At 73.0% G+C, this 18850-nt stretch carries 18 protein-coding genes; 7 read left to right on the top strand and 11 right to left on the bottom strand.

From position 1 onward, the window contains the following. Window positions 1-70 precede the first annotated feature (70 nt). Window positions 71-841 carry a hypothetical protein gene (locus AA0005_RS17500; RefSeq protein WP_413451362.1) on the top strand — a complete coding sequence of 257 codons (771 nt, stop codon included), beginning with the start codon at window positions 71-73 and terminating at the stop codon, window positions 839-841. Here AA0005_RS17500 and AA0005_RS17495 read toward each other — a convergent pair whose 3' ends face one another. The 4 genes from AA0005_RS17495 to AA0005_RS17480 all read right to left on the bottom strand — a co-directional run bounded on the left by AA0005_RS17495 (window position 842) and on the right by AA0005_RS17480 (window position 6444). Further along, window positions 842-3157 carry a glycoside hydrolase family 3 N-terminal domain-containing protein gene (locus AA0005_RS17495; protein WP_413453124.1) on the bottom strand — a complete coding sequence of 772 codons (2316 nt, stop codon included), beginning with the start codon at window positions 3155-3157 and terminating at the stop codon, window positions 842-844. 61 nt (window positions 3158-3218) lie between these two features. After that, window positions 3219-4112: a carbohydrate ABC transporter permease gene (locus AA0005_RS17490; protein WP_413451361.1), complete on the bottom strand. Its 894-nt coding sequence runs from the start codon at window positions 4110-4112 to the stop codon at window positions 3219-3221. Next, entirely contained in the window at window positions 4109-5146 is a 1038-nt protein-coding gene (locus AA0005_RS17485) for a carbohydrate ABC transporter permease (RefSeq protein ID WP_413451360.1), read from the bottom strand. Before AA0005_RS17485 ends, AA0005_RS17490 begins: the two co-directional genes overlap by 4 nt. Next, complete coding sequence (locus AA0005_RS17480; RefSeq protein ID WP_413451359.1) at window positions 5143-6444, bottom strand: extracellular solute-binding protein; 1302 nt, start codon at window positions 6442-6444, stop codon at window positions 5143-5145. Before AA0005_RS17480 ends, AA0005_RS17485 begins: the two co-directional genes overlap by 4 nt. Before the next feature lie 108 nt (window positions 6445-6552). Here AA0005_RS17480 and AA0005_RS17475 point away from each other — a divergent pair, with 108 nt between their 5' ends. Further along, window positions 6553-7554, top strand: coding sequence for a LacI family DNA-binding transcriptional regulator (locus tag AA0005_RS17475; protein ID WP_413451358.1), 1002 nt, complete (start codon window positions 6553-6555; stop codon window positions 7552-7554). A gap of 3 nt (window positions 7555-7557) precedes the next feature. On the opposite strand, the gene AA0005_RS17470 is transcribed toward AA0005_RS17475, so the two are convergent. After that, window positions 7558-7797, bottom strand: coding sequence for a DUF2530 domain-containing protein (locus AA0005_RS17470; RefSeq protein ID WP_413451357.1), 240 nt, complete (start codon window positions 7795-7797; stop codon window positions 7558-7560). A 117-nt stretch (window positions 7798-7914) separates the two neighbouring features. Between AA0005_RS17470 and AA0005_RS17465 the strand changes: the two genes are divergently transcribed. Beyond that, the gene (locus AA0005_RS17465) at window positions 7915-9387 is read left to right on the top strand and encodes an NCS2 family permease (protein WP_413451356.1); all 1473 of its coding nucleotides are present in this window, start codon (window positions 7915-7917) and stop codon (window positions 9385-9387) included. A gap of 206 nt (window positions 9388-9593) precedes the next feature. On the opposite strand, the gene AA0005_RS17460 is transcribed toward AA0005_RS17465, so the two are convergent. Beyond that, window positions 9594-10805, bottom strand: a complete 1212-nt coding sequence (locus tag AA0005_RS17460) for a cobalamin-independent methionine synthase II family protein (protein ID WP_413453123.1) — start codon at window positions 10803-10805, stop codon at window positions 9594-9596. Window positions 10806-10985: 180 nt separating this feature from the next. Here AA0005_RS17460 and AA0005_RS17455 point away from each other — a divergent pair, with 180 nt between their 5' ends. After that, on the top strand, window positions 10986-11447 hold the full coding sequence (locus AA0005_RS17455) for a MarR family winged helix-turn-helix transcriptional regulator (protein ID WP_413451355.1): 462 nt from the start codon (window positions 10986-10988) through the stop codon (window positions 11445-11447). Continuing rightward, complete coding sequence (locus AA0005_RS17450) at window positions 11444-12778, top strand: MFS transporter (protein ID WP_413451354.1); 1335 nt, start codon at window positions 11444-11446, stop codon at window positions 12776-12778. Before AA0005_RS17455 ends, AA0005_RS17450 begins: the two co-directional genes overlap by 4 nt. Window positions 12779-12827: 49 nt before the next feature. Here the strand turns inward: AA0005_RS17450 and thiD are convergent, their stop codons facing one another. After that, complete coding sequence (gene thiD, locus AA0005_RS17445; protein ID WP_413451353.1) at window positions 12828-13628, bottom strand: bifunctional hydroxymethylpyrimidine kinase/phosphomethylpyrimidine kinase; 801 nt, start codon at window positions 13626-13628, stop codon at window positions 12828-12830. Between the two features lie 200 nt (window positions 13629-13828). Here thiD and AA0005_RS17440 point away from each other — a divergent pair, with 200 nt between their 5' ends. Further along, window positions 13829-14404 carry an alternate-type signal peptide domain-containing protein gene (locus AA0005_RS17440; protein ID WP_413451352.1) on the top strand — a complete coding sequence of 192 codons (576 nt, stop codon included), beginning with the start codon at window positions 13829-13831 and terminating at the stop codon, window positions 14402-14404. A 26-nt stretch (window positions 14405-14430) separates the two neighbouring features. After that, window positions 14431-15327: a signal peptidase I gene (locus AA0005_RS17435; protein ID WP_413451351.1), complete on the top strand. Its 897-nt coding sequence runs from the start codon at window positions 14431-14433 to the stop codon at window positions 15325-15327. A 16-nt stretch (window positions 15328-15343) separates the two neighbouring features. Here the strand turns inward: AA0005_RS17435 and AA0005_RS17430 are convergent, their stop codons facing one another. The 4 genes from AA0005_RS17430 to AA0005_RS17415 all read right to left on the bottom strand — a co-directional run bounded on the left by AA0005_RS17430 (window position 15344) and on the right by AA0005_RS17415 (window position 18849). After that, window positions 15344-15994: a heme oxygenase (biliverdin-producing) gene (locus AA0005_RS17430; RefSeq protein WP_413451350.1), complete on the bottom strand. Its 651-nt coding sequence runs from the start codon at window positions 15992-15994 to the stop codon at window positions 15344-15346. Between the two features lie 40 nt (window positions 15995-16034). Continuing rightward, complete coding sequence (gene serC / locus AA0005_RS17425) at window positions 16035-17147, bottom strand: phosphoserine transaminase (protein ID WP_413451349.1); 1113 nt, start codon at window positions 17145-17147, stop codon at window positions 16035-16037. 147 nt (window positions 17148-17294) lie between these two features. Next, window positions 17295-18269, bottom strand: coding sequence for a citrate/2-methylcitrate synthase (locus tag AA0005_RS17420; RefSeq protein WP_413451348.1), 975 nt, complete (start codon window positions 18267-18269; stop codon window positions 17295-17297). Window positions 18270-18294: 25 nt separating this feature from the next. Then, window positions 18295-18849 (bottom strand): MarR family winged helix-turn-helix transcriptional regulator, encoded by a 555-nt coding sequence (locus tag AA0005_RS17415; protein WP_413451347.1) that lies wholly within the window; start codon window positions 18847-18849, stop codon window positions 18295-18297. Between the last annotated feature and the right edge of the window lies 1 nt (window position 18850).

Here is an 18850-nt window from a genome sequence, read left to right as displayed (position 1 = left end):
CTGGAGGCCGGAGGACACTCGGGTGCTACCGGGCGGCCACCACCTCCACTGCGGGTCTCTAGGAGGAGACATGCGCAAGGCCCTGGCAGTACTCAGTCCCGTCATCCTGGTCCTCACCGCCACCGGCGCGCAGGCCGCCGAACAGCCGGAACACGGCTTCTTCCTCACCAACAGCCCGGCCGGCGGCCGGGCGCAGCACGTCTTCCACTTCGGCCGCTTCACCGACGAGGTCCTCGTCGGTGACTGGGACGGCGACGGGAGGGACTCGGTCGCCGTCCGGCGCGGGAGCACCGTCTACCTCACGAACAACCCCGCCGGCGGGCCGGCGCAGACCGTCCTCAGCTACGGACGGGCGGGCGACGAGGTGCTCGTCGGGGACTGGGACGGTGACGGCGACGACACCCTCGCGGTCCGTCGCGGCAACGTCTACCACCTGAAGAACACGCTCACCGGCGGCGCCGCCGACGAGGTCCGCACCTTGGGCCGCGCCAGCGACGAGATCGTCATCGGCGACTGGAACGCTGACGGCCGGGACACCGTCGTCTGGCGGGCTGAGGGCGGCGCGCTCCTGTGCCTCATCAACAGCTGGGGCGGCGCCACGCACGCCGACTGGGCCTTCACCTACGGCCGCGCGGGGGACCACCTCATCGTCGGTGACTGGGACGGCGACGGCTTCGACACCATCGGCGTGCGCCGCGGCGCCGGCCACTACCTCACCGACTCGATGGCGGGTGGCCCCGCGCAGCGGGTCGTCGTCTACGGCCGGTCCAGCGACGAGGTGATCATCGGCGACTGGGACGGCGACGGCGTGGACACCCTGGGGGTGCGCCGCGCACCGTAGTCAGCCCCGCACCACCTCCACGCGTGCCAGCCGGGCATCCTCGGGCCGTACCTCGTGGACCCCGCCGACGAGCTCGACCGAGGTCTCGGTCTCCCGCTCGGCGCAGCTGGGTCCCACCCACAGCTCGACGGTGCCCGGCTCCACGACCCGCACCATGCGACGGTCGCTGAAGGCGAGCCGCGACGTCGGGACGCACAGGTGGACGGTCACCTCCTCGCCCGGTTCCAGGTCGACGCGGCAGTAGCCGAGGAGCTGGGCAACCGGGCGGGTGACGGTGGCGACGACGTCGCGCCCGTACAGCTGGACGACGTCGGTCCCCGCCCGCTCCCCGGTGTTGCGGACGCGCACGGACACCTCGATCGTGCCGTCGGTCGCTACCTCCGGGTCGGCGACCGCGAGCCCCTCGCGGGCGAAGCGCGTGTAGCCGAGCCCGTGACCGAAGGGCAGCGCCGGGGTCGGGTCGAGGTTCGTCGTCGACGACGGGCCCGCGAGCGTCGGGCTGAGGTAGGAGTAGGGCTGGGCGCCCGCGGACCGGGGCAGGCTCACCGGCAGCCGCCCGGACGGGTTGACCCGGCCGGTGAGCACGCCGGCGAGCGCGGTGCCCCCCTCCTCCCCGGGGAAGAAGCTCTGGACGACGGCGGCGCAGCGCTCCAGCGCCCAGTCGATCGCGTACGGGCGCCCGGTGAGCAGGACGAGCACGACCGGCGTACCCGTCTCGAGGACCGCCTCGACGAGCTCGCGCTGCACACCGGGCAGCTCGAGGTCGTCGCGGTCGCAGCCCTCGCCGACGGTCCCGCGGCCGAAGAGCCCGGACTGGTCACCGACGACGACGACGGCGACCTCCGCCTCCGCGGCCAGGGCCACCGCCTCGGGGATGCCCGAGCGGTCGTCGTCGTCCACGGCGCAGCCGGCCGCGTAGCCGGCCGTGACGCCCTCGGTGCGCAGCGCCTCGAGCACGGTGGGGGCGGCGATGCCGTCCTCGGTGCCGGGGTGCTGGGGGATGACGTGGTTGACGAAGGAGTAGCAGCCGAAGAGCGCCGCGACGCGGTCCGCGTTGGGGCCGACGACGGCGACCCGGCCCGGGGAGGCCAGCGGCAGCGTGCCGTCGTTGCTCAGGAGGACGACCGACTCCTCGGCGAGCCGCTGGGCGAGCGCTCGGTGCGCGGGCGGGTCGAGCTCGATCTCGACGTCGGGCAGGTCGGCGGAGAAGTCGGCGTCGAGCAGCCCGAGCTCCTCCTTCTGGCGCAGCACCCGCAGCACCGCCCGGTCGATGAGCTCGACGGGCGTGCGCCCGTCCTCGACGCGCTCGCGCAGCGGCTCGAGGTAGGCGTTGCCGGTGGGCAGCTCGACGTCGATGCCGGCGGCCAGCGCCAGCTCGGCGGCGTGCCCGAGGTCCCCCGCCACCCCGTGCAGCAGGTGGAGGAAGGCCACCCCGAAGTAGTCGGCGACGACGGTCCCGTCGAAGCCCCACTCCTCCCGCAGGAGGCGGGTGAGGATCTCGGGGTCGGCGGCGACGGGGACGCCGTCGATCTCCGTGTAGGCGTGCATGACCGAGCGGGCACCGCCGTCGCGCACCGCCATCTCGAAGGGCGGGAGGAGGACGTCGGTGATCTCGCGGGGCCCGGCGTGGACGGGCGCGAGGTTGCGGCCGGCGCTGGAGGCGGAGTAGCCCACGAGGTGCTTGAGGGTGGCGTGGACGCCGGTGCTCTGCAGCCCCCGCACGTAGGCGGTGCCGATGGTGCCGACGAGGTACGGGTCCTCACCGATGCACTCCTCGACCCTGCCCCAGCGCGCGTCCCGCACGACGTCGAGCACGGGCGACAGACCCTGGTGTACGCCGAGCGCAGCCATCGACTCACCGATCGCGACCGCCATCTCCTCCACCAGCTCGGGGTCGAAGGCCGCACCCCATGCCAGCGGCGTCGGGAAGGTCGCGGCCCGCCACGCGGCGAGCCCGGTGAGGCACTCCTCGTGCGCGATGGCGGGGATGCCGAGGCGGGTGTTCTCCACCAGCCAGCGCTGGGACTCGAGAAGGGCGCGGCGGCCGACCTCGGGCTCCACCGGGCGGGTGCCGAAGACGCGGGTGAGGTGGCCCAGGCCGTGGCGGGCGAACTCGGTGAAGCGGGGCGCCTCGTCGAGCATGGCGTCCTGGAGCGGGGCCACGACCTCGCCGTCCGAGCCGGCGCCCACCCACAGGCCGACGATCTGCGCGAGCTTCTCGTCGAGGGTCATCGAGTCGAGGAGCTCGCGGACCCGCGCGCTGGCGGGCTCGGTGGTGGTGGTCGGCGCGGCGGTGCCCGGCTGGGCAGGGGCGATGTCAGTCACGAGAGGTCCTTCGTTCGGTGGTCCGGCAATGCCGGGGGTGGTGCGGGAGGGCTCAGCCCTTGACGGCGCCCTGGAGGCCGTTGACGATCCGCTTCTGGGCGGTGAGGAAGAAGACGAGGGCGGGGATCATCGCCAGGGTGGTGAAGGCGAGGACGCCGGCGGTGTCCTGGGCGTGCTCGGTGGAGAAGCTCGCCACCCCGAGCGGCAGGGTCTGGGACGCGGGGTCGTTGAGGATGAGCAGCGGGAGCAGGTAGGCGTTCCAGGAGGCGACGAAGGCGAGGACGCCGACGGTCACCATCCCGGGGCCGGACAGCGGCAGGAGGATGCGCCAGAAGAAGCCGATGCGGCTGGCGCCGTCGAGGAGCGCGGCCTCCTCCAGCTCCGCGGGCAGGGCCATGAGGAAGGGGCGCAGGATGACGATCGTCATCGGCAGCGCGAAGGCCGCCTGCGGCAGCGCCACGCCCCACACGCTGTTGGTGAGCCCCAGGTCCCTCACCATGAGGAAGAGCGGGATGATCGCCACGGTCAGCGGGAAGAGCAGGCCGAGCACGAAGACCTGGAAGAGTGCCTGGCGGCCCTTGAAGGTGTAGCGGGCCAGCGGGTAGGCCGCCATGATCCCGAAGACGACGACGACGGCCGTCGTAATGAGCGAGACGATCGTGGAGTTGAGGGCGAAGCGCCAGAAGCTCGCCGACGTGAGGACGTTGGCGTAGTTCGAGAAGACCCACGGGTCGGGCAGGCTCACCGGGTCCGCTGCGAGCTGGGCGTTGCTGCGGAACCCGCCGAGGATCGCGTAGATGACGGGGGCCAGCGTGGCCGCGACGACGACGAGCGCGATCCCGTAGACGAGCGGGTTGCCGCCCGTGAACGCGTTGCTGCGTCTGCGACGCTGCGGGTCCGGCTCGGTGGTCTCCTCCGGAGGGGAGACGGGGACCACGGCGGTCATCGGGTCACCTTCTTCCGGCTGGTGCGGGGCACGTCGGTGTCACGCCGCAGGATGAGGCGCTGGTAGGTGAGCGCAAGGACGAGGGAGATGACGAAGAGCAGGACGGCGACGGCGGAGGCGTAGCCGTACAGGCCGCGGTTGGTGCCCTGGTTGATGAGGTAGATCGCCATCGTGATGGTCGAGTTCGCCGGCCCGCCCTTGGTGAGGATCCACACCATGTCGAAGAGCTGGAGCGAGCCGATCATCGAGAGGAAGCCCCAGGTGCGGATCGTCGGTCCGAGGAGGGGGATGGTGATGCGCCGCTGGACCTGCCACCACGAGGCGCCGTCGATCTGGGCGGCCTCGTAGAGCTCGGGCGGGACGCCCTGGAGGCCGGCGAGGAAGAGGATGACGGCGAGACCGAGGTACTTCCACGTGAGGACGACCATGACCGTGTACAGCGCGATCTGCGGGTCCCCGAGCCAGACCTGGACGAGGTTGCCGAGACCGATCGCCTCCAGCGCGGCGTCCACCGGCCCGTTGGGCTGGAGCAGCATGAACCACACGACACCGGCGACGACCTCCGCCAGCACGTAGGGCACGAAGATGACGACCCGGAGGAAGGAGCGGCCCCACATCTCGCGGTTGAGCAGGAGCGCGATCCCCAGACCGAGGGGCAGCTGGATGAGGATCGAGAGGACGACGATCGTGAGGTTGTGCATGACCGCGTCGGTGAAGATCTGGTCCTGCAGCGCGCGGGCGTAGTTCTGCAGCCCGACGAAGTTGTCGAGCGGCCCGAGGCCGTTCCAGCTGAAGACCGAGTAGCGCACCGCCTGGACGACGGGCACGACGACGAACACGGCGAAGAGTGCCAGTGCCGGTCCGACGAAGAAGGCGATCTCCAGGCGCTTGCGCCACTGGCCGGAGAGGCGGGAGGGGCGCGGGGCGCCCGACCCGCCCGCCGACCGTGCCGCGGCACGGTCGGCGGGACGGGGCTCCGGCAGCGTGGCAGCAACGGCACCCTGGCGGGTCACGTCATCTGCCACGTCGCTCATCCCAGGTCAGCCGCGGCCTGGGTGGCGTCGACGATGCCCTGCGCGGAGGACTGGCCCGCGAAGACCAGGGCGATCTCGTCGTTCATCGCACCACCGATGTTCTCGCCGAAGGCGGTGTCGAAGTACAGCTGGACGAAGGGCGCCTCGTCACGGAAGGTGAGGAGGTCGGCCAGCGCCGGGTCGGACACGGAGTCGACGGCCGCCGGGTTGGTCGGCAGGCCCATGTCGTTCTCGGCGAAGGTCTGCTGGACCTCGTCGCTGAGGAGGTAGGTGATGAAGTCGACGCAGGCGTCGGGAGCGTCGTTGGAGCAGGCCCACGCGTCACCGCCGCCCAGTGCGGCCTCCGGGTCGCCGTCACCGCCCTCGACGGCGGGGAAGGGGAACCAGCCGGTGTTCTCGCCCAGGCCCTCGTTGTCCTCGGTCAGGCCCTGCATGACGCCGGGCTCCCAGTGGCCGGCGAGCTCCATGGCCACCTGGCCGGTGGCGAGCAGACCGGAGGCGGAGGTGGGGCCGGTCTGCGCGGGGGTGGCGAGGAAGCCGGTGTTGAAGGGCTCCGTGGCGATGAGCGCCTCGAGGTCCTCACCGGCGGCGACGAAGCACTCGTCGGAGAAGTCGAGGGAGGTGACCGCGTCGGTCAGCACGTCCTGGCTGCACTGGCGCAGCGCGAAGTAGTACCAGTAGTGGGCGGCGGGCCACTTGTCGCCGGCGCCCACGGAGATCGGCTCGACGCCGGCACCCTTGAGGGTCTCGACGACCTCGTTGAACTCCTCCATCGTCGTCGGCGGCTCGGTGATCCCGGCCTCCTCGAAGATGGCCTTGTTGTACCAGAAGCCGACGACGCCCACGGAGAAGGGCAGGGCGTAGACGCGGTCCTCGTTGGTCCAGCCGTCGACCGACGAGCCGAGCTTCTCGATCGTGTCGGCAGCGACGTCGGTGAGGTCCTTGGTCAGCCCGGCCTCGACGTGCGCGGCCAGCTCGCCGCCGCCGCGCTCCATGTAGACGTCGGGGGTGTCGCCGGTCTGGAAGGCGGCGTCGAGGCGGGTGAGCATGTCCTCGTGGGCGAGCGGGGTGATCTCGATGGTCACGCCCGGGTTCTCCTCCTCGAAGTCCGCGGCCACCTGCTCGTAGACGCTGACGCCGGGCTCGTTGTTGGAGTTGTGCCACCAGGTGAGCGTGACGGACTCGCCGTCGCCGCCCCCTCCGGTGGACTCGGTGCTCTCCCCGTCGCCGCAGGCGGCGAGGAGAAGCGCGGCGCTCAGGCCGAGCGCGGTGAGGCTGACTGCTCGTCTGTGAAGCATGTCGTGTTTCCTTCAGTCGTCGTCGACGGGGGTGGCGACAGCGTGGCAGGACCGCCGCGGGCGTGTCAATCGTTATCGATAACGTTTTCGTCGCGGTAGGCTCTGCTCGTGAGCGAACGGGTGACCATCACGGACGTGGCGCGCAGTGCCGGCGTCTCGGTCGCGACCGTGTCCAAGGTGATCAACGGCCGCTACGGCGTCGCCGCCGCGACGAGCGAGCGCGTGCAGGAGGTCATCGCCCGCCTCGGCTACGAGGGCTCCCTCGTGGCGCGCAGCCTGCGCAGCCACCGCACGAACGTCATCGGCATCCTCGTCGCCGAGTTCGAGCCCTTCAGCGCCGAGATCCTCAAGGGCGCCTCCGCCGCCGTCGCGGCCACCGGCTACGACCTCCTCGCGTACTCGGGCACCGCGCACGCGGGCAGCGACGTCGGCTGGGAGCGCCGCTCGCTGTCGCGGCTCAGCGGCACCCTGATCGACGGTGCCGTCCTCGTCACGCCCACCGTCGTCGAGGTGCGTGACCACGTGCCCGTCGTCGCCATCGACCCGCACATGGGCCCCTCCGGCATCGCGACCGTCGACGCGGACAACGACGCCGGAGCGGTCCTCGCCACCGAGCACCTCATCGCGCTCGGGCACCGGCGCATCGCCTTCCTCGGCGGCCGCGCCGACCTCGAGAGCTCACGCCTGCGCGAGGAGGGCTTCCGCGCGGCGATGGCCGCCGCCGGGCTCCCGGTGGACGAGGCGCTCGTCCGGGTGGGCGGCTACCGGCGCGAGGGCGCCGACCAGCCGGCTCACGACCTCCTCGCCCTGCCCGACCGGCCCACCGCCGTCTTCGCCGCCAACGACCTCATGGCCATCGCGACGATCGACGCCGCCCGCGACCTCGGGCTGCGCGTGCCGCAGGACCTGTCCGTCATCGGCTTCGACGACGTCCCCGAGGCCGTCGCCGCGACCCCACCGCTCACGACCGTCGCGCAGCCGATCCAGCAGATGGGCGCCGAGGCCATCGGCCTGCTCGTGCGACTCATCGCCGGCGACGACGACGTCCGCCAGCACGTGCGGCTGCCCACCCGGCTCATCGAGCGGGGGAGCACCGCGCCGGCGCCCTGAGTCCTACCGCTCGCGGCGGGCGGCGCGGCGCTGCTGGCCGGCGCCCCAGAGCATCCCGAGCAGGCCGACGACGATCCCGGTGAGGCAGATTCGCACCTCGCCACCGAGGTCGTGGCCGCGTGCCCGCAGGAGGAGCACGACGACGAGCCCCACCACCCAGGCGACCGTCCCCACGAGGAACATCGTCACCGTGTTGACGCGCATCGGCGGCAGGTCCTCGGAGCGGGTCTCGGGGATGCGCATGGGTCGATGGTAGGCGACCCCGCCCCGGGGCCAGGGCACCGCGCGGCCGCGGCGGGTGCGCCGTCGTCGCCCGAGAATGTGAGCACCGGCGACGCGGTAGGGCGCGGTTCTGGCACCATGCGGGCCATGTCCACACCGGCGCCGGCGCGCACGCAGAACCCAGGCTGGATCGACCGACACTTCCGCATCACCGAGCGTGGCTCGACGATCGGGCAGGAGATCCGCGGAGGCATCGTCACCTTCTTCGCGATGTCCTACATCCTCGTCCTCAACCCGCTCATCCTCTCCACCCCCGACTCCACCGGCGCCTTCCTCGGCGGCGGCACCGACGGGCCCAACCTCGCCGCGGTCGCCGCGGGCACGGCCCTCGTGGCCGGCCTCATGTCGATCCTCATGGGCACGGTGGCGAACTTCCCGCTCGCCGTCGCCGCCGGCCTGGGCATCAACGCCCTGCTCGCGTACACGGTCGTCGGCATGCCCGGGATGACCTGGGCCGACGCCATGGGCCTCATCGTCCTCGAGGGCCTCATCATCCTCGTGCTCGTCCTCACCGGGCTGCGCGAGGCCGTCTTCCGGGCCGTGCCGCAGCAGCTCAAGGTCGCGATCTCGGTGGGCATCGGCCTGTTCATCGCGCTCGTCGGCCTCGTCAACGCCGGCATCGTGCGCCCCGGCGGCACGCCGCTCCAGCTCGGCGTGGACGGCTCGCTGGTCGGCTGGCCCGCCGTCGTCTTCGTCGTCGGCCTGTTCCTCATCATGATCCTCATGGCGCGCGGGGTGCGCGGCGCGATGCTCATCGGCATCGTCACCGCCACGGTGCTGGCCGGGATCATCGAGGCCGTCGCGCACGTGGGCACGCAGGCCGAGGGCGCGGCCGGTGGCTGGGGCCTGACCGTCCCGGCGATCGAGGGCTCCGTCATCGCGACGCCGGACTTCGGCACGCTCGGCCAGTTCTCCCTCTTCGGCGCCTTCGGCAAGATCGGGATCGTCGCCGCCCTGCTGCTCATCTTCTCGATCCTGCTCGCCGACTTCTTCGACACGATGGGCACGATGGTCGCCATCGGCGCCGAGGGTGGGCTCCTCGACGAGAACGGAAACCCGCCGCGCACCCGGCAGATCCTCGTCGTCGACTCCGTGGCGGCCGCCGCCGGTGGCGCCGCGGGCGTCTCGTCCAACACGAGCTTCATCGAGTCCGCCGCGGGCGTCGGTGACGGCGCCCGGACCGGCCTCGCGTCGGTCGTCACCGGTATCGCGTTCCTGCTCGCGGTCTTCCTCGCGCCGCTCGCCGAGTTCGTGCCCTACGAGGCCGCGACGCCCGCGCTCGTCATCGTCGGCTTCCTCATGATGCAGCAGGTGACCGAGATCAGCTGGCGCGACCTCGCGATCGCGGTCCCGGCCTTCCTCACGATCGTCCTCATGCCCTTCGCCTACTCGATCACCGTGGGCATCGGCGCGGGCTTCATCGCCTACGTCGTGCTCGCCGCGGCGAAGAAGGGCGGGGTGCGCAAGGTCCACTGGCTCATGTGGGTGGTCGCGGCGCTCTTCGTCGTCTACTTCGCCCTCGGGCCGATCCAGCAGGTCCTCGACATCTGAGCCACCGCCACTCTCTTCCTTCTCCACTGTGCGCCCGCTGGAACCAGCGGGCGCACAGTGCTTTCGGGGGAGGGCTGGCTCCGGGACGCGCCTCCGGCTGCGTGCCACAAAGGCGCCCGGCGAGCCGCGCCGCGGCCCTCCGTCAAGGGTCCAGCCTTGCGCCGCTCGCTCCCCGCGGCCGCTTGTGGCACGCGTGCGGTGCCTCGTCAGCCCCAGAGGCGGCGGGTGGCGATCTCGGCGCCGGCGGCCAGGGTCTCGAGCTTGGCCCAGGCGATCTGCGGGTGGATGCGCCCGCCGAGCCCGCAGTCCGTCGAGGCGATGACCCACTCGCGGCCCACGCCGGCGGCGAAGCGCTCGATGCGGTCGGCGACGAGCTCGGGGTGCTCGACGACGTTCGTCGCGTGGGACACCACGCCCGGCAGGATGAGCTTGCCCTCGGGCAGCTCGACGTCCTGCCACACCCGCCACTCGTGCTCGTGGCGCACGTTGCCCGCCTCGAAGGAGTAGGCGCCGGCGTTGATGTCGAGCATGGTGCGCACGATGTCGGCCATCGCGATGTCGGTCGTGTGCGGGCCGTGCCAGCTGCCCCAGCACAGGTGGAAGCGGATGCGGTCCTCCGGCAGGTCGCGCAGCGCGTAGTTCAGCGCCTCGACGCGCAGCCGGGTGAAGGCGACGTAGTCCTCGACGCTCGGCTCGGGGGTGATCTGGTCGAAGTTCTCCGCGATCGAGGGGTCGTCGATCTGCAGGACGAGCCCGGCGTCGATGATCGCGCGGTACTCCTCGCGCAGGACGTCGGCCCAGGCCCAGACGAACTCCTCCTCGCTCCCGTAGTAGCGGTTGGTGATTCGTGAGGCGCTGCCGGGGGACAGTGCGGTGATGAAGCCCTCCTCCGCGCCGGTGCGCTCCAGGGCCGCCCTGAGGTTGGCGATGTCCGCGGCGATGGCGTCCTGTCCCGTGTAGCTCAGCGGCCCGGTACAGGAGGGGAAGGGGCTGGCCTTCGGGTCGCCGGTGAAGATGCCGGAGGTCGGGTCCGCGTAGGCCTCGGCGAACAGCTGCCGGTCGCGGCGGTGGAGGAACCCGGTGAGCCGGGTGTCACCGGGCGCGGACTGCACGTCGGCGGTGGCCCAGGAGGCGTCGTCGATGATCTCCAGCCCACCGGTGCGCTGGAAGGAGTAGGACCACCACGCGCCGTAGTCGACCGGGGAGCTCATCGCCTTGCCGTACTCGCCGTCGCCGACGACGTCGACGCCCGCGGCCAGCTGCCGCTCGACCAGCGCGGTCACCTCACCCGCGAGGAAGCCGGCGAAGTCCTCCGGGCCCCGGCCGGCCTGCCGGGCGGCGTTGGCCTCGAGCAGGGCGTCGGTGCGCGGCAGGCTGCCGGCGTGGGTGGTGAGAATGCGGTCGGTGCTGGAGCGCACGGGTACCTCCGGGTCGTGGGCGGGCCCGTCCATGCTCGCACCCGCGCCGGGCTGGGTGCCGTCCGTCCGCCACCCGGGCGCCGCCGTCGTCGCCGTCTCGGCAGCCGAGAACGACGGCGTGCCCGACCTCACCGCGGGCAACTCTTTCGTTCGCACAACTAACGATCTAGAATCTGACACATGACGAACTCCTCGCCCTCGACGACGACGGCGAGCCGCACCCGCCAGCACCCCGACCTCGCCTCGGAGCTGCGCGTGACGGTCCTGCGACTGTCCCGCAAGATCCGCGCCGCCGCCGTCGTGGGGGAGCTGAGCGAGGCCCAGTACTGCGTGCTCGCCGGCCTGACCCACCACGGACCCTCGACCCCCCGCGCCCTCGCCGAGCGCGACGGCGTCCAGCCCCCGACGATGACGCGCACCATCGCGGCACTCGAGGGCGCCGGCCTCGTCGCGCGCACCGCCCACCCCACCGACGGGCGGCAGGTGCACATCGAGCTCACCGACGCCGGCGCCGCCGTCGTCGACGAGACGCGCCGCCGCCGCACCGAGTGGATGGAGGAGATGCTGGGCCACCTCACCGCCGAGGAGCGCGCCACGGTCGAGAAGGCTGTCGCGATCCTGCGCGAGGTGACCGGCGTATGAGATCGACCTTCGCCTCGCTGAGGTTCTTCAACTACCGGATGTGGTTCGCCGGTGCCCTCGTCGCGAACATCGGCACGTGGATGCAGCGCGTGGCCCAGGACTGGCTCGTGCTCACCGTGCTGTCCGACGACTCCGGCCTCGCCGTCGGCATCGTCACCGGCCTCCAGTTCCTGCCGATGCTGCTGCTCAGCCCCTTCGGCGGGCTGCTCGCCGACCGCCTGCCGCGGCGCAAGCTCCTCATCGGCACCCAGACGGCGCTCGGCGTGCTCGCCGCCGGCCTCGGTCTGCTCGTGCTCGGTGGCCACGCCCAGCTGTGGCACGTCTACGTCTTCGCGCTCCTGCTCGGCATCGTCACGGCGCTGGACAATCCCGTGCGCCAGACCTTCGTCGCCGAGATGGTCCCGCCCGCCAGCCTGCCCAACGCCGTCGGCCTGAACTCCGCGTCCTTCAACGCCGCCCGCCTCATCGGGCCGGGCATCTCCGGCCTGCTCATCGCCGTCGTCGGCCCCGGGTGGATCTTCATCATCAACGCGGTGAGCTTCGCCGCGACGATCCTGTCCCTCACCCTCATGCGCCGCCACGAGCTCCACGAGATGCCCCACACCTCACGCGGCAAGGGGCAGATCCGCGAGGGGCTGCGCTACGTCCGCGGCCGCAGCGACATCGTGACGATCATGGTCGTCGTCGGTGTGGTCGGGGCGCTGGGGCTCAACTTCCAGCTCACCAGCGCCGTCATGGCCCGGGAGGTCTTCGAGAAGGGCGCCGGCGAGTACGGCATCCTCGGCTCGGTCATGGCGATCGGCTCCCTCGGCGGGGCGCTGCTCGCGGCCCGGCGCAAGCGGCCGCGGGTGCGGCTGGTCCTCGGGGCGGCCTTCGCCTTCGGCGTCGCCTCCGGGCTCATGGCGATCATGCCGACCTACGAGCTCTACGCCCTCATGACCATCCCGGTCGGCTTCGCCTCGCTCACGATGATGACCGCCGCCAACGCCACGGTGCAGATGTCGACCGACCCGGTCATGCGCGGGCGGGTGATGAGCCTGTACATGATGGTCTTCCTCGGCACGACGCCGATCGGTGCGCCGATCGTCGGCTGGGTCGCCGAGACCTTCAACGCCCGCTGGGCGGTGGGGGTCGGGGCGATCTCCGCGATGGTCGTCGCGGCCGCCGCCGCGGTCTGGGCCAAGCGGCACTGGGACGTCGAGGTGCACTACCGCCTGCGCCACCGCCCGCACCTCACGATGGTCGGGCCCTCCGAGCGTGCCCGCCCCCGCGAGGAGGCCAAGGCCCGCCTCGGCGCCTCCGACGCGCAGAACGCGACCGGCCTCGCCTGACGCAGGCCGCCCGCGTGGTGAGCCTGACCGGCCCACCACGCGGGGCGTCTCAGGCCTGGTAGGCGCCCTGCCACACGGAGTCGAACGGCGTGTTAGCGCTGACGCGGGCGTGGATGCCCGCCGTCACCAGCGCCTTGGCGGTGCGCACGGCGTCGGGGACGCTCGCGCCCTTGGCAAGCTCGGCGGCGGTCGCGGCGGCGAGCGTGCAGCCCGCGCCGGAGACCCGCTCCTGGCCGACCTTGGGCTCGGACAGGACCGTCACCTCCTCGCCGTCGAAGAGGACGTCGACGGCGTCGTCCCCGGGCAGCTCGACCCCGCCCTTGGCGAGGACGTACTTCGGACCGAGCGCGTGGATGCGGCGGGCGGCCTCGGCGAGGTCGTCCACCGAGGTGATCTCGTCCATGCCCGACAGCGTGCGCGCCTCGAACATGTTGGGGGTGACGACGGTGGCGAGCGGCAGCACCTGCTCGCGCAGCGCGGTGTCGGTGTCGAGGGCCGCGCCGGGCTCCTGGCCCTTGCAGATGAGGACCGGGTCGAGGACGACGTGGCGCCACGGCTGGGCGCGCAGCGCGCGGGCGACGACCTCGATCGTCGCGGGCGTGCCGAGCATGCCGATCTTGACGACGTCGAGGTCGTGGGTGGCGGTGGCCGCCTCGATCTGGTCGGCGATCACCTGGGGGTCGACCGGCACGAAGCGGTGCCCCCAGTCGTTGTTCGGGTCGAAGGAGACGATGCAGGTGATCGTCCCGACGCCGTAGACGCCGAGCTGCTGGTAGGTCCGGATGTCGGCCTGGATGCCTGCGCCGCCGGTGGCCTCGGAACCGGCGATGACGAGGGCGAGCTGGGTCACTTCTGCTCCCGGGCAAGTGGGGGTGTGCGGACGTTCCAGGGTATGTCCGGAGCGGCGTGGCCGGGTGCACCGGGTCGCAGGGAGAGATCTTGAGGGAGTCCTGAGGTGGGGACGAGGTCCCCGAGAGGGGCCGCTGAGGTCCGTTGCCCACGATGGGGGCAGCGCCGGACGGACCGGCCCCAGCCCGAGAGGACACCCCCATGGCCCGTACCACCACCCGCTCCGCCAGCACCACGTGGAAGGCCCTCGCGGCCACCGCTGCCGGCGTCGTCCTGCTCGGTGCGAGCGGCGCCACCTTCGCCGAGTGGTCCGACGCCGAGGCCGCCGCGACCGGCACCGCGATCACCTCCGGCGTGCTCGACCTGGCCGGCGGCGAGGGCCGCTGGACGAACGTCGCGGGCACCGACGTGACCGACGCCGTCGCGGCCGGGACCTACCTCGTCGCGCCCGGTGACGCGCTCACCTACCGCGAGACGATGACCGTCGACGCCCGCGGCGACCTGCTGCGCGGCACCGTCTCCCACAACCTCGACGGCCTCACCGGTGACGCCGAGCTGCTCGCCGCGCTGCGGACGAGCACGACGATGAGCCTCAACGGGCAGGTCCTGCCCGGCGCCTCCGCGACCGTCGTCGCCGACGACGAGCTCCAGGACCTCGACGTCGCCGTCACCGTCGCCTTCGACGCGACCACCGCCGGGCTCGTCGGCCAGGGGCAGAGCGTCACGCTCGGCGGCCTCGACGTCACGCTCACCCAGGCGCCCGTCGCCGGCGAGTGACCCACGACCAGCCCGAGGAGACCACGATGAGCGTCACCGCCCCCACCACCTCGCGCCCGCGGCAGGCGGCGCGCCCTGGCGTCGTGCGCACGCTGCTCGCGCGCGTGCTCCCCGGCGTCCTCCTCATCGCGATGATCGCCCTGCTCGGGGTGCTCGTCGTGGTCCCGCGGCTGCTCGGCTGGGCCCCGCTCACGGTGCTCAGCGGCTCCATGGAGCCGACCGTCCCCACGGGCAGCCAGGTCGTCATCGCCCCGGCCGACGTCGACACCCTCGAGGTCGGTGACGTCGTCACCGTCATGCCCTACCCGGACGACGCCACGCTCGTCACCCACCGCATCGTCGAGCGGACCGAGGGCCCGGACGGCCCCTCCTTCACGACGCAGGGCGACGCGAACGACGTCGTCGACCCGTGGCAGGTCACCGAGACGCAGATCCGGGGCGAGGTCCAGTACTGGATCCCCTGGGCCGGGTACGTCGCCACCGCGCTGTCGGGGCACACCAAGGCGCTCGGGACCGTGGTCATCGCCGTCTCGCTCCTCGGCTACGCCGGCCTCCAGGCGGTCCGGGCGCTGCGTGAGCGCCGCGCCGAGCTCGCTGTCGGGCCCGTCGTCGACCGCGAGCGGCTGAGCCGGCTCGAGGAGGAGGTCGGCCACGAGGCGGCGGTCGGGATGGTCGACCGCTTCGTCGACCTGCTCCCCACCCGTGTGGCGCGCCTGCACGAGGCGGTCACGGCGGGGGAGGGGGCGGAGCTGCGCGACGCGGCCCTCAGCCTGGGCGGCACCGCGTCGATGCTCGGCGCCGACCGGCTCGCCGAGGTCGCGGCCACCTGCCGCGCGGCGGACGTCGCGATGGCTCGCGAGGTGCTCGCCGAGCTCGACCGCCTCGCCGAGGCCACCGAGCGCGAGCTCGTCGCCGGCCGGTAGGTCGGCCGGCCGGGGCTCAGGCGCGGTGGCGCTCGCCGAGGGCGGTGAACAACTCCGTGGCCAGCTCGAAGGCGAGGGTGGCCTCGGCGACCGCCGTCTCGACCTCGGGGGCGCTGAGGTCGAGGGCGTCGAGCCGCTCGCGGTAGGTGTCCTTGAAGAGCTTCGGCTTGGCGATGCCGGTGAAGGTGTAGAACGCCACGCCTTCCTCCCCGAGACCGTAGTGGCGCTGGACGAGGCGCTTGATCGCCTGGCCGCCGGAGAGGTCGCCGAGGTAGCGGGTGTAGGCGTGGGCGGCGTAGCGGGCCAGGTCCCCGCCGACCTGCGCGACCCGCTCGGCGTAGGCACGGGCTGCCGGGAGCACCTCGGTGCGCTCGCGCCAGCGCAGGCCGTGCAGGTAGGCGAGGTCCGCCTCGATGGCGGGCGTGCGGGTGAGGTCGGCGAAGATCAGGCCCGCGCCCCGCGGCGAGCCGAGGTGTTCCGTGCCGGCCGCCTCGAGCGCGACGTAGATGCCGTGCTGCTGGGCCGCGAGGTCCGCGTAGGCCGCCCGGTCCAGGCGCCCGTGCATGAGGTCGGTGATGAAGGGGACCGACTCCGCGCGCTCGTGGGCGGCGCGGGTGCGCTCGCGCAGCTGCGCGGAGAGCGGGGCGGCGAGGCCGGGTGCGCTCATCGGAGCACCCCCGCCGCGGTCCCGTGAGCGAGGCGGGCGGTCACAGGGCGCCGACGACGTGGTCGACGCAGGCCGTGAGGGCGCGGACGTCCTCGGGCTCGACGGCGGGGAACATGCCGACGCGCAGCTGGTTGCGGCCGAGCTTGCGGTAGGGCTCGACGTCGACGACGCCGTTCTCGCGCAGGACCGCGGCGACCTTCGCGGCGTCGACCTCCTCGGCGAGGTCGATCGTGCCGACGACGGGGGAGCGGTGCTCGGGCACGGCCACGAAGGGCGTGGCCCAGTCCCGCTCGGCGGCCCAGCCGTAGAGGATCTCGGCGGAGCGCGCGCTGCGGCCGGCCGCCCACTCGAGCCCGCCCTGGTCGCGAATCCAGTCCAGCTGCTCTGCCATGAGGACGAGCGTGGCGATCGCCGGGGTGTTGAGCGTCTGGTCCTTGCGCGAGTTCTCCACCGCCGCCGGCAGGGAGAGGAACTCCGGGACCCAGCGGCCGCTCGCGGCGATCTCCTCCACCCGGGCGATCGCGGCCGGCGACATGACGGCGAACCACAGGCCGCCGTCGGAGCCGAAGCTCTTCTGCGGGGCGAAGTAGTAGACGTCGGTCTGGGCGAGGTCGACCGGCACCCCGCCGGCGGCGGAGGTGGCGTCGACGCAGACGAGCGCGCCGTCGTCGTCCACCCGCTCGACGGGGGCGAGGACGCCGGTGGAGGTCTCGTTCTGCGGCCACGCGTACAGGTCGACGCCCTCGACGGGGCGCAGGGTGGCGAGGGAGCCGGGCTCGGCGGTCACGACGTGCGGGTCGGCGAGGAAGGGGGCGCGGCGGGTGACGGTCGCGAACTTCGACCCGAACTCCCCGAAGGCCGCGTGTGCGGAGCGCTCACGGACCAGGCCGAGGCTGGCGGCGTCCCAGAAGGCGGTGGAGCCGCCGTTGCCGAGGACGACCTCGTAGCCCTCGGGCGCCCCGAGCAGGTCGGCCAGGCCCTCGCGGACCCGGCCGACGAGGGAGCGGACCGGCGCCTGCCGGTGGGAGGTGCCGAGCAGCGTCTCACCGACGGCGGCGAGCGCCGCGACGTGGGAGGGACGCACCTTGCTCGGACCGCAGCCGAAGCGGCCGTCCGCGGGCAGGAGCTCGGCGGGGATCTGCACGGTGGTCATGGTCCCCGATCCTCCCACCTGCGCGACGCCGACCGGGACGGCGTCCGTGGTCGCGGGCCGGAGAGTCCGGCTGTCGGCGGTAAGTGTGCTGTCGGCGGTAAGTGTGCTGTCGGCGACAACGCGGCTGTCGGCGACACGGGGGAGGCGTCAGGTGTGGAGGGCGCGTTGGGCGTCGAGGATGTGGGCGGACCAGCCGGCGGTGCGGCCGCAGATGATGAGGGCGTTGAACAGGCGCGGCTCGAAGCCCACGTGGTCCAGGAGCAGGGCCCCCCAGAAGTTGACGTTCGCGCTCGCGGGACGCCCGGCCCGCTCGGCGACGAGCGTGCTGCCGGCCACCTCCAGTGCCCGCCCCGCGGCGAAGAGCCGCACGTCCAGCCGCCGGCAGACCTCGCGCAGCATCTCGGCGCGCGGGTCGCGCCCCGCGGGGACGAGCCCCGGCACGACCGTCTGCTCGCGCATCGCGGCCTGGACGGCGGCGGCCGGGTCGAGGCCGTCATGCACCTGGACGGCGAGCTGGAGGGCCCGCGCCGCCGCGCCCGCGGCGAGGGGGCCGCTGACGCCGGAGACCGCCCCGGCCAGGCACGCCCCGACGTCGGCGCCGGTGCCAGCCGCGATCCGGGCGATGCGCGTGGAGGAGGAGTCCGGACCGTCCTCCGCGACGACCGTCCACAGGGCGTCGAGGGCCTCGGCGTGGTCGGGCTGGGCCGTCCCGCTCCACCGGATGAGGAAGCGCTCGGCCACCGAGCCGCCCTGCTCCACCTCGCGCTGCGGCACCGCCGGCACGTCCGGGCCGCGCGCCGACTGCGCCACGAAGGACAGCGCGAGGACCGAGGCGCGGGCGAGGTCCTCACGGGCCCGCTCCGCGGTGATGTCGAGCAGCGGGCGGAAGCCCCACACCGGGGCGAGCTGGGCGATCGCGCTCTGCACGTCCACCCGGGTGTCCCCGGTGCGGACCGGCAGCGGGAAGAGCTCGGCCGGGGGGAGGGCGGGGGACTCGACGCCGTCGACGAGCAGTCCCCACACCGACTCGATGTGGCGGTCGAGCAGCGCTACCACGGGCCGGTCGCGGTAGCGTGGCTCGTGGTCCGGGCCGAGGGAGAAGATCTCGGGGGTGGTCCTCACCACGCCGATGGTAGGTGGTCGCGGGTCAGGCGAGATCCCGCTCGTCCTGCAGTGGGAGGTCGGTGAGCATCCGGATGAGCAGGGTGCGCAGCTGGGCGGTCTCGGGCGCGGACAGCGAGCTGCCGATGAGCGACTCCACCGACTGGGCGCGGTCGAGTGCCGTGAGCGCGTCCCGCCCGGACGGGGTCAGCGCGACGACGTGCCGCCGCCGGTCCTCGGGGTGCTGGGTGCGCGTGATGTACCCGCTGGCCTGCAGGCCACGCAGGACGCGGCCGATGGTCTGCTCGGTCACGTGCATGTGGGCGGCGATCTCCCGCTGCGACATCGAGGCGCGCGAGAGGACGACGAGCACCGGCACGGACGCGTGCGTCAGACCCCACTGGCCCAGGTACGCGTCCCACGCGCGCTCCACCCGCCGGGCCGCCGCGGACAGCAGTCGGCCGGTGGGCCACGTCTCCGGAGGTGGGAACGCGATGCCCGCCGTCGCGGTCGGCCCGTCCTCGGCTGGCGCGGAGCGGTCCGGATCTCGGCTCACGGTGTCCTTCCGTCTCGGGTTGCGCGCGGTGGGCGCCTCGATCATA

The organism is Georgenia phoenicis, assembly GCF_047302425.1.
In the GTDB taxonomy this organism is placed as follows: Bacteria; Actinomycetota; Actinomycetes; order Actinomycetales; family Actinomycetaceae; genus Oceanitalea.
Note: the sequence above shows the minus strand (reverse complement) of the source record. Positions and strands in the feature narration are given on the sequence as shown.

Bases quoted from the DNA above. Each gene is read 5' to 3' on its own strand.
- AA0005_RS17500 (WP_413451362.1), top strand. From the start codon at position 71: ATGCGCAAGGCCCTGGCAGTACTCAGTCCCGTCATCCTGGTCCTCACC.
- AA0005_RS17490 (WP_413451361.1), bottom strand. From the start codon at position 4,112: ATGACCGCCGTGGTCCCCGTCTCCCCTCCGGAGGAGACCACCGAGCCG.
- AA0005_RS17485 (WP_413451360.1), bottom strand. From the start codon at position 5,146: ATGAGCGACGTGGCAGATGACGTGACCCGCCAGGGTGCCGTTGCTGCC.
- AA0005_RS17480 (WP_413451359.1), bottom strand. From the start codon at position 6,444: ATGCTTCACAGACGAGCAGTCAGCCTCACCGCGCTCGGCCTGAGCGCC.
- AA0005_RS17470 (WP_413451357.1), bottom strand. From the start codon at position 7,797: ATGCGCATCCCCGAGACCCGCTCCGAGGACCTGCCGCCGATGCGCGTC.
- AA0005_RS17465 (WP_413451356.1), top strand. From the start codon at position 7,915: ATGCGGGCCATGTCCACACCGGCGCCGGCGCGCACGCAGAACCCAGGC.
- AA0005_RS17455 (WP_413451355.1), top strand. From the start codon at position 10,986: ATGACGAACTCCTCGCCCTCGACGACGACGGCGAGCCGCACCCGCCAG.
- AA0005_RS17450 (WP_413451354.1), top strand. From the start codon at position 11,444: ATGAGATCGACCTTCGCCTCGCTGAGGTTCTTCAACTACCGGATGTGG.
- AA0005_RS17440 (WP_413451352.1), top strand. From the start codon at position 13,829: ATGGCCCGTACCACCACCCGCTCCGCCAGCACCACGTGGAAGGCCCTC.
- AA0005_RS17435 (WP_413451351.1), top strand. From the start codon at position 14,431: ATGAGCGTCACCGCCCCCACCACCTCGCGCCCGCGGCAGGCGGCGCGC.
- AA0005_RS17430 (WP_413451350.1), bottom strand. From the start codon at position 15,994: ATGAGCGCACCCGGCCTCGCCGCCCCGCTCTCCGCGCAGCTGCGCGAG.
- serC (WP_413451349.1), bottom strand. From the start codon at position 17,147: ATGACCACCGTGCAGATCCCCGCCGAGCTCCTGCCCGCGGACGGCCGC.
- AA0005_RS17415 (WP_413451347.1), bottom strand. From the start codon at position 18,849: ATGATCGAGGCGCCCACCGCGCGCAACCCGAGACGGAAGGACACCGTG.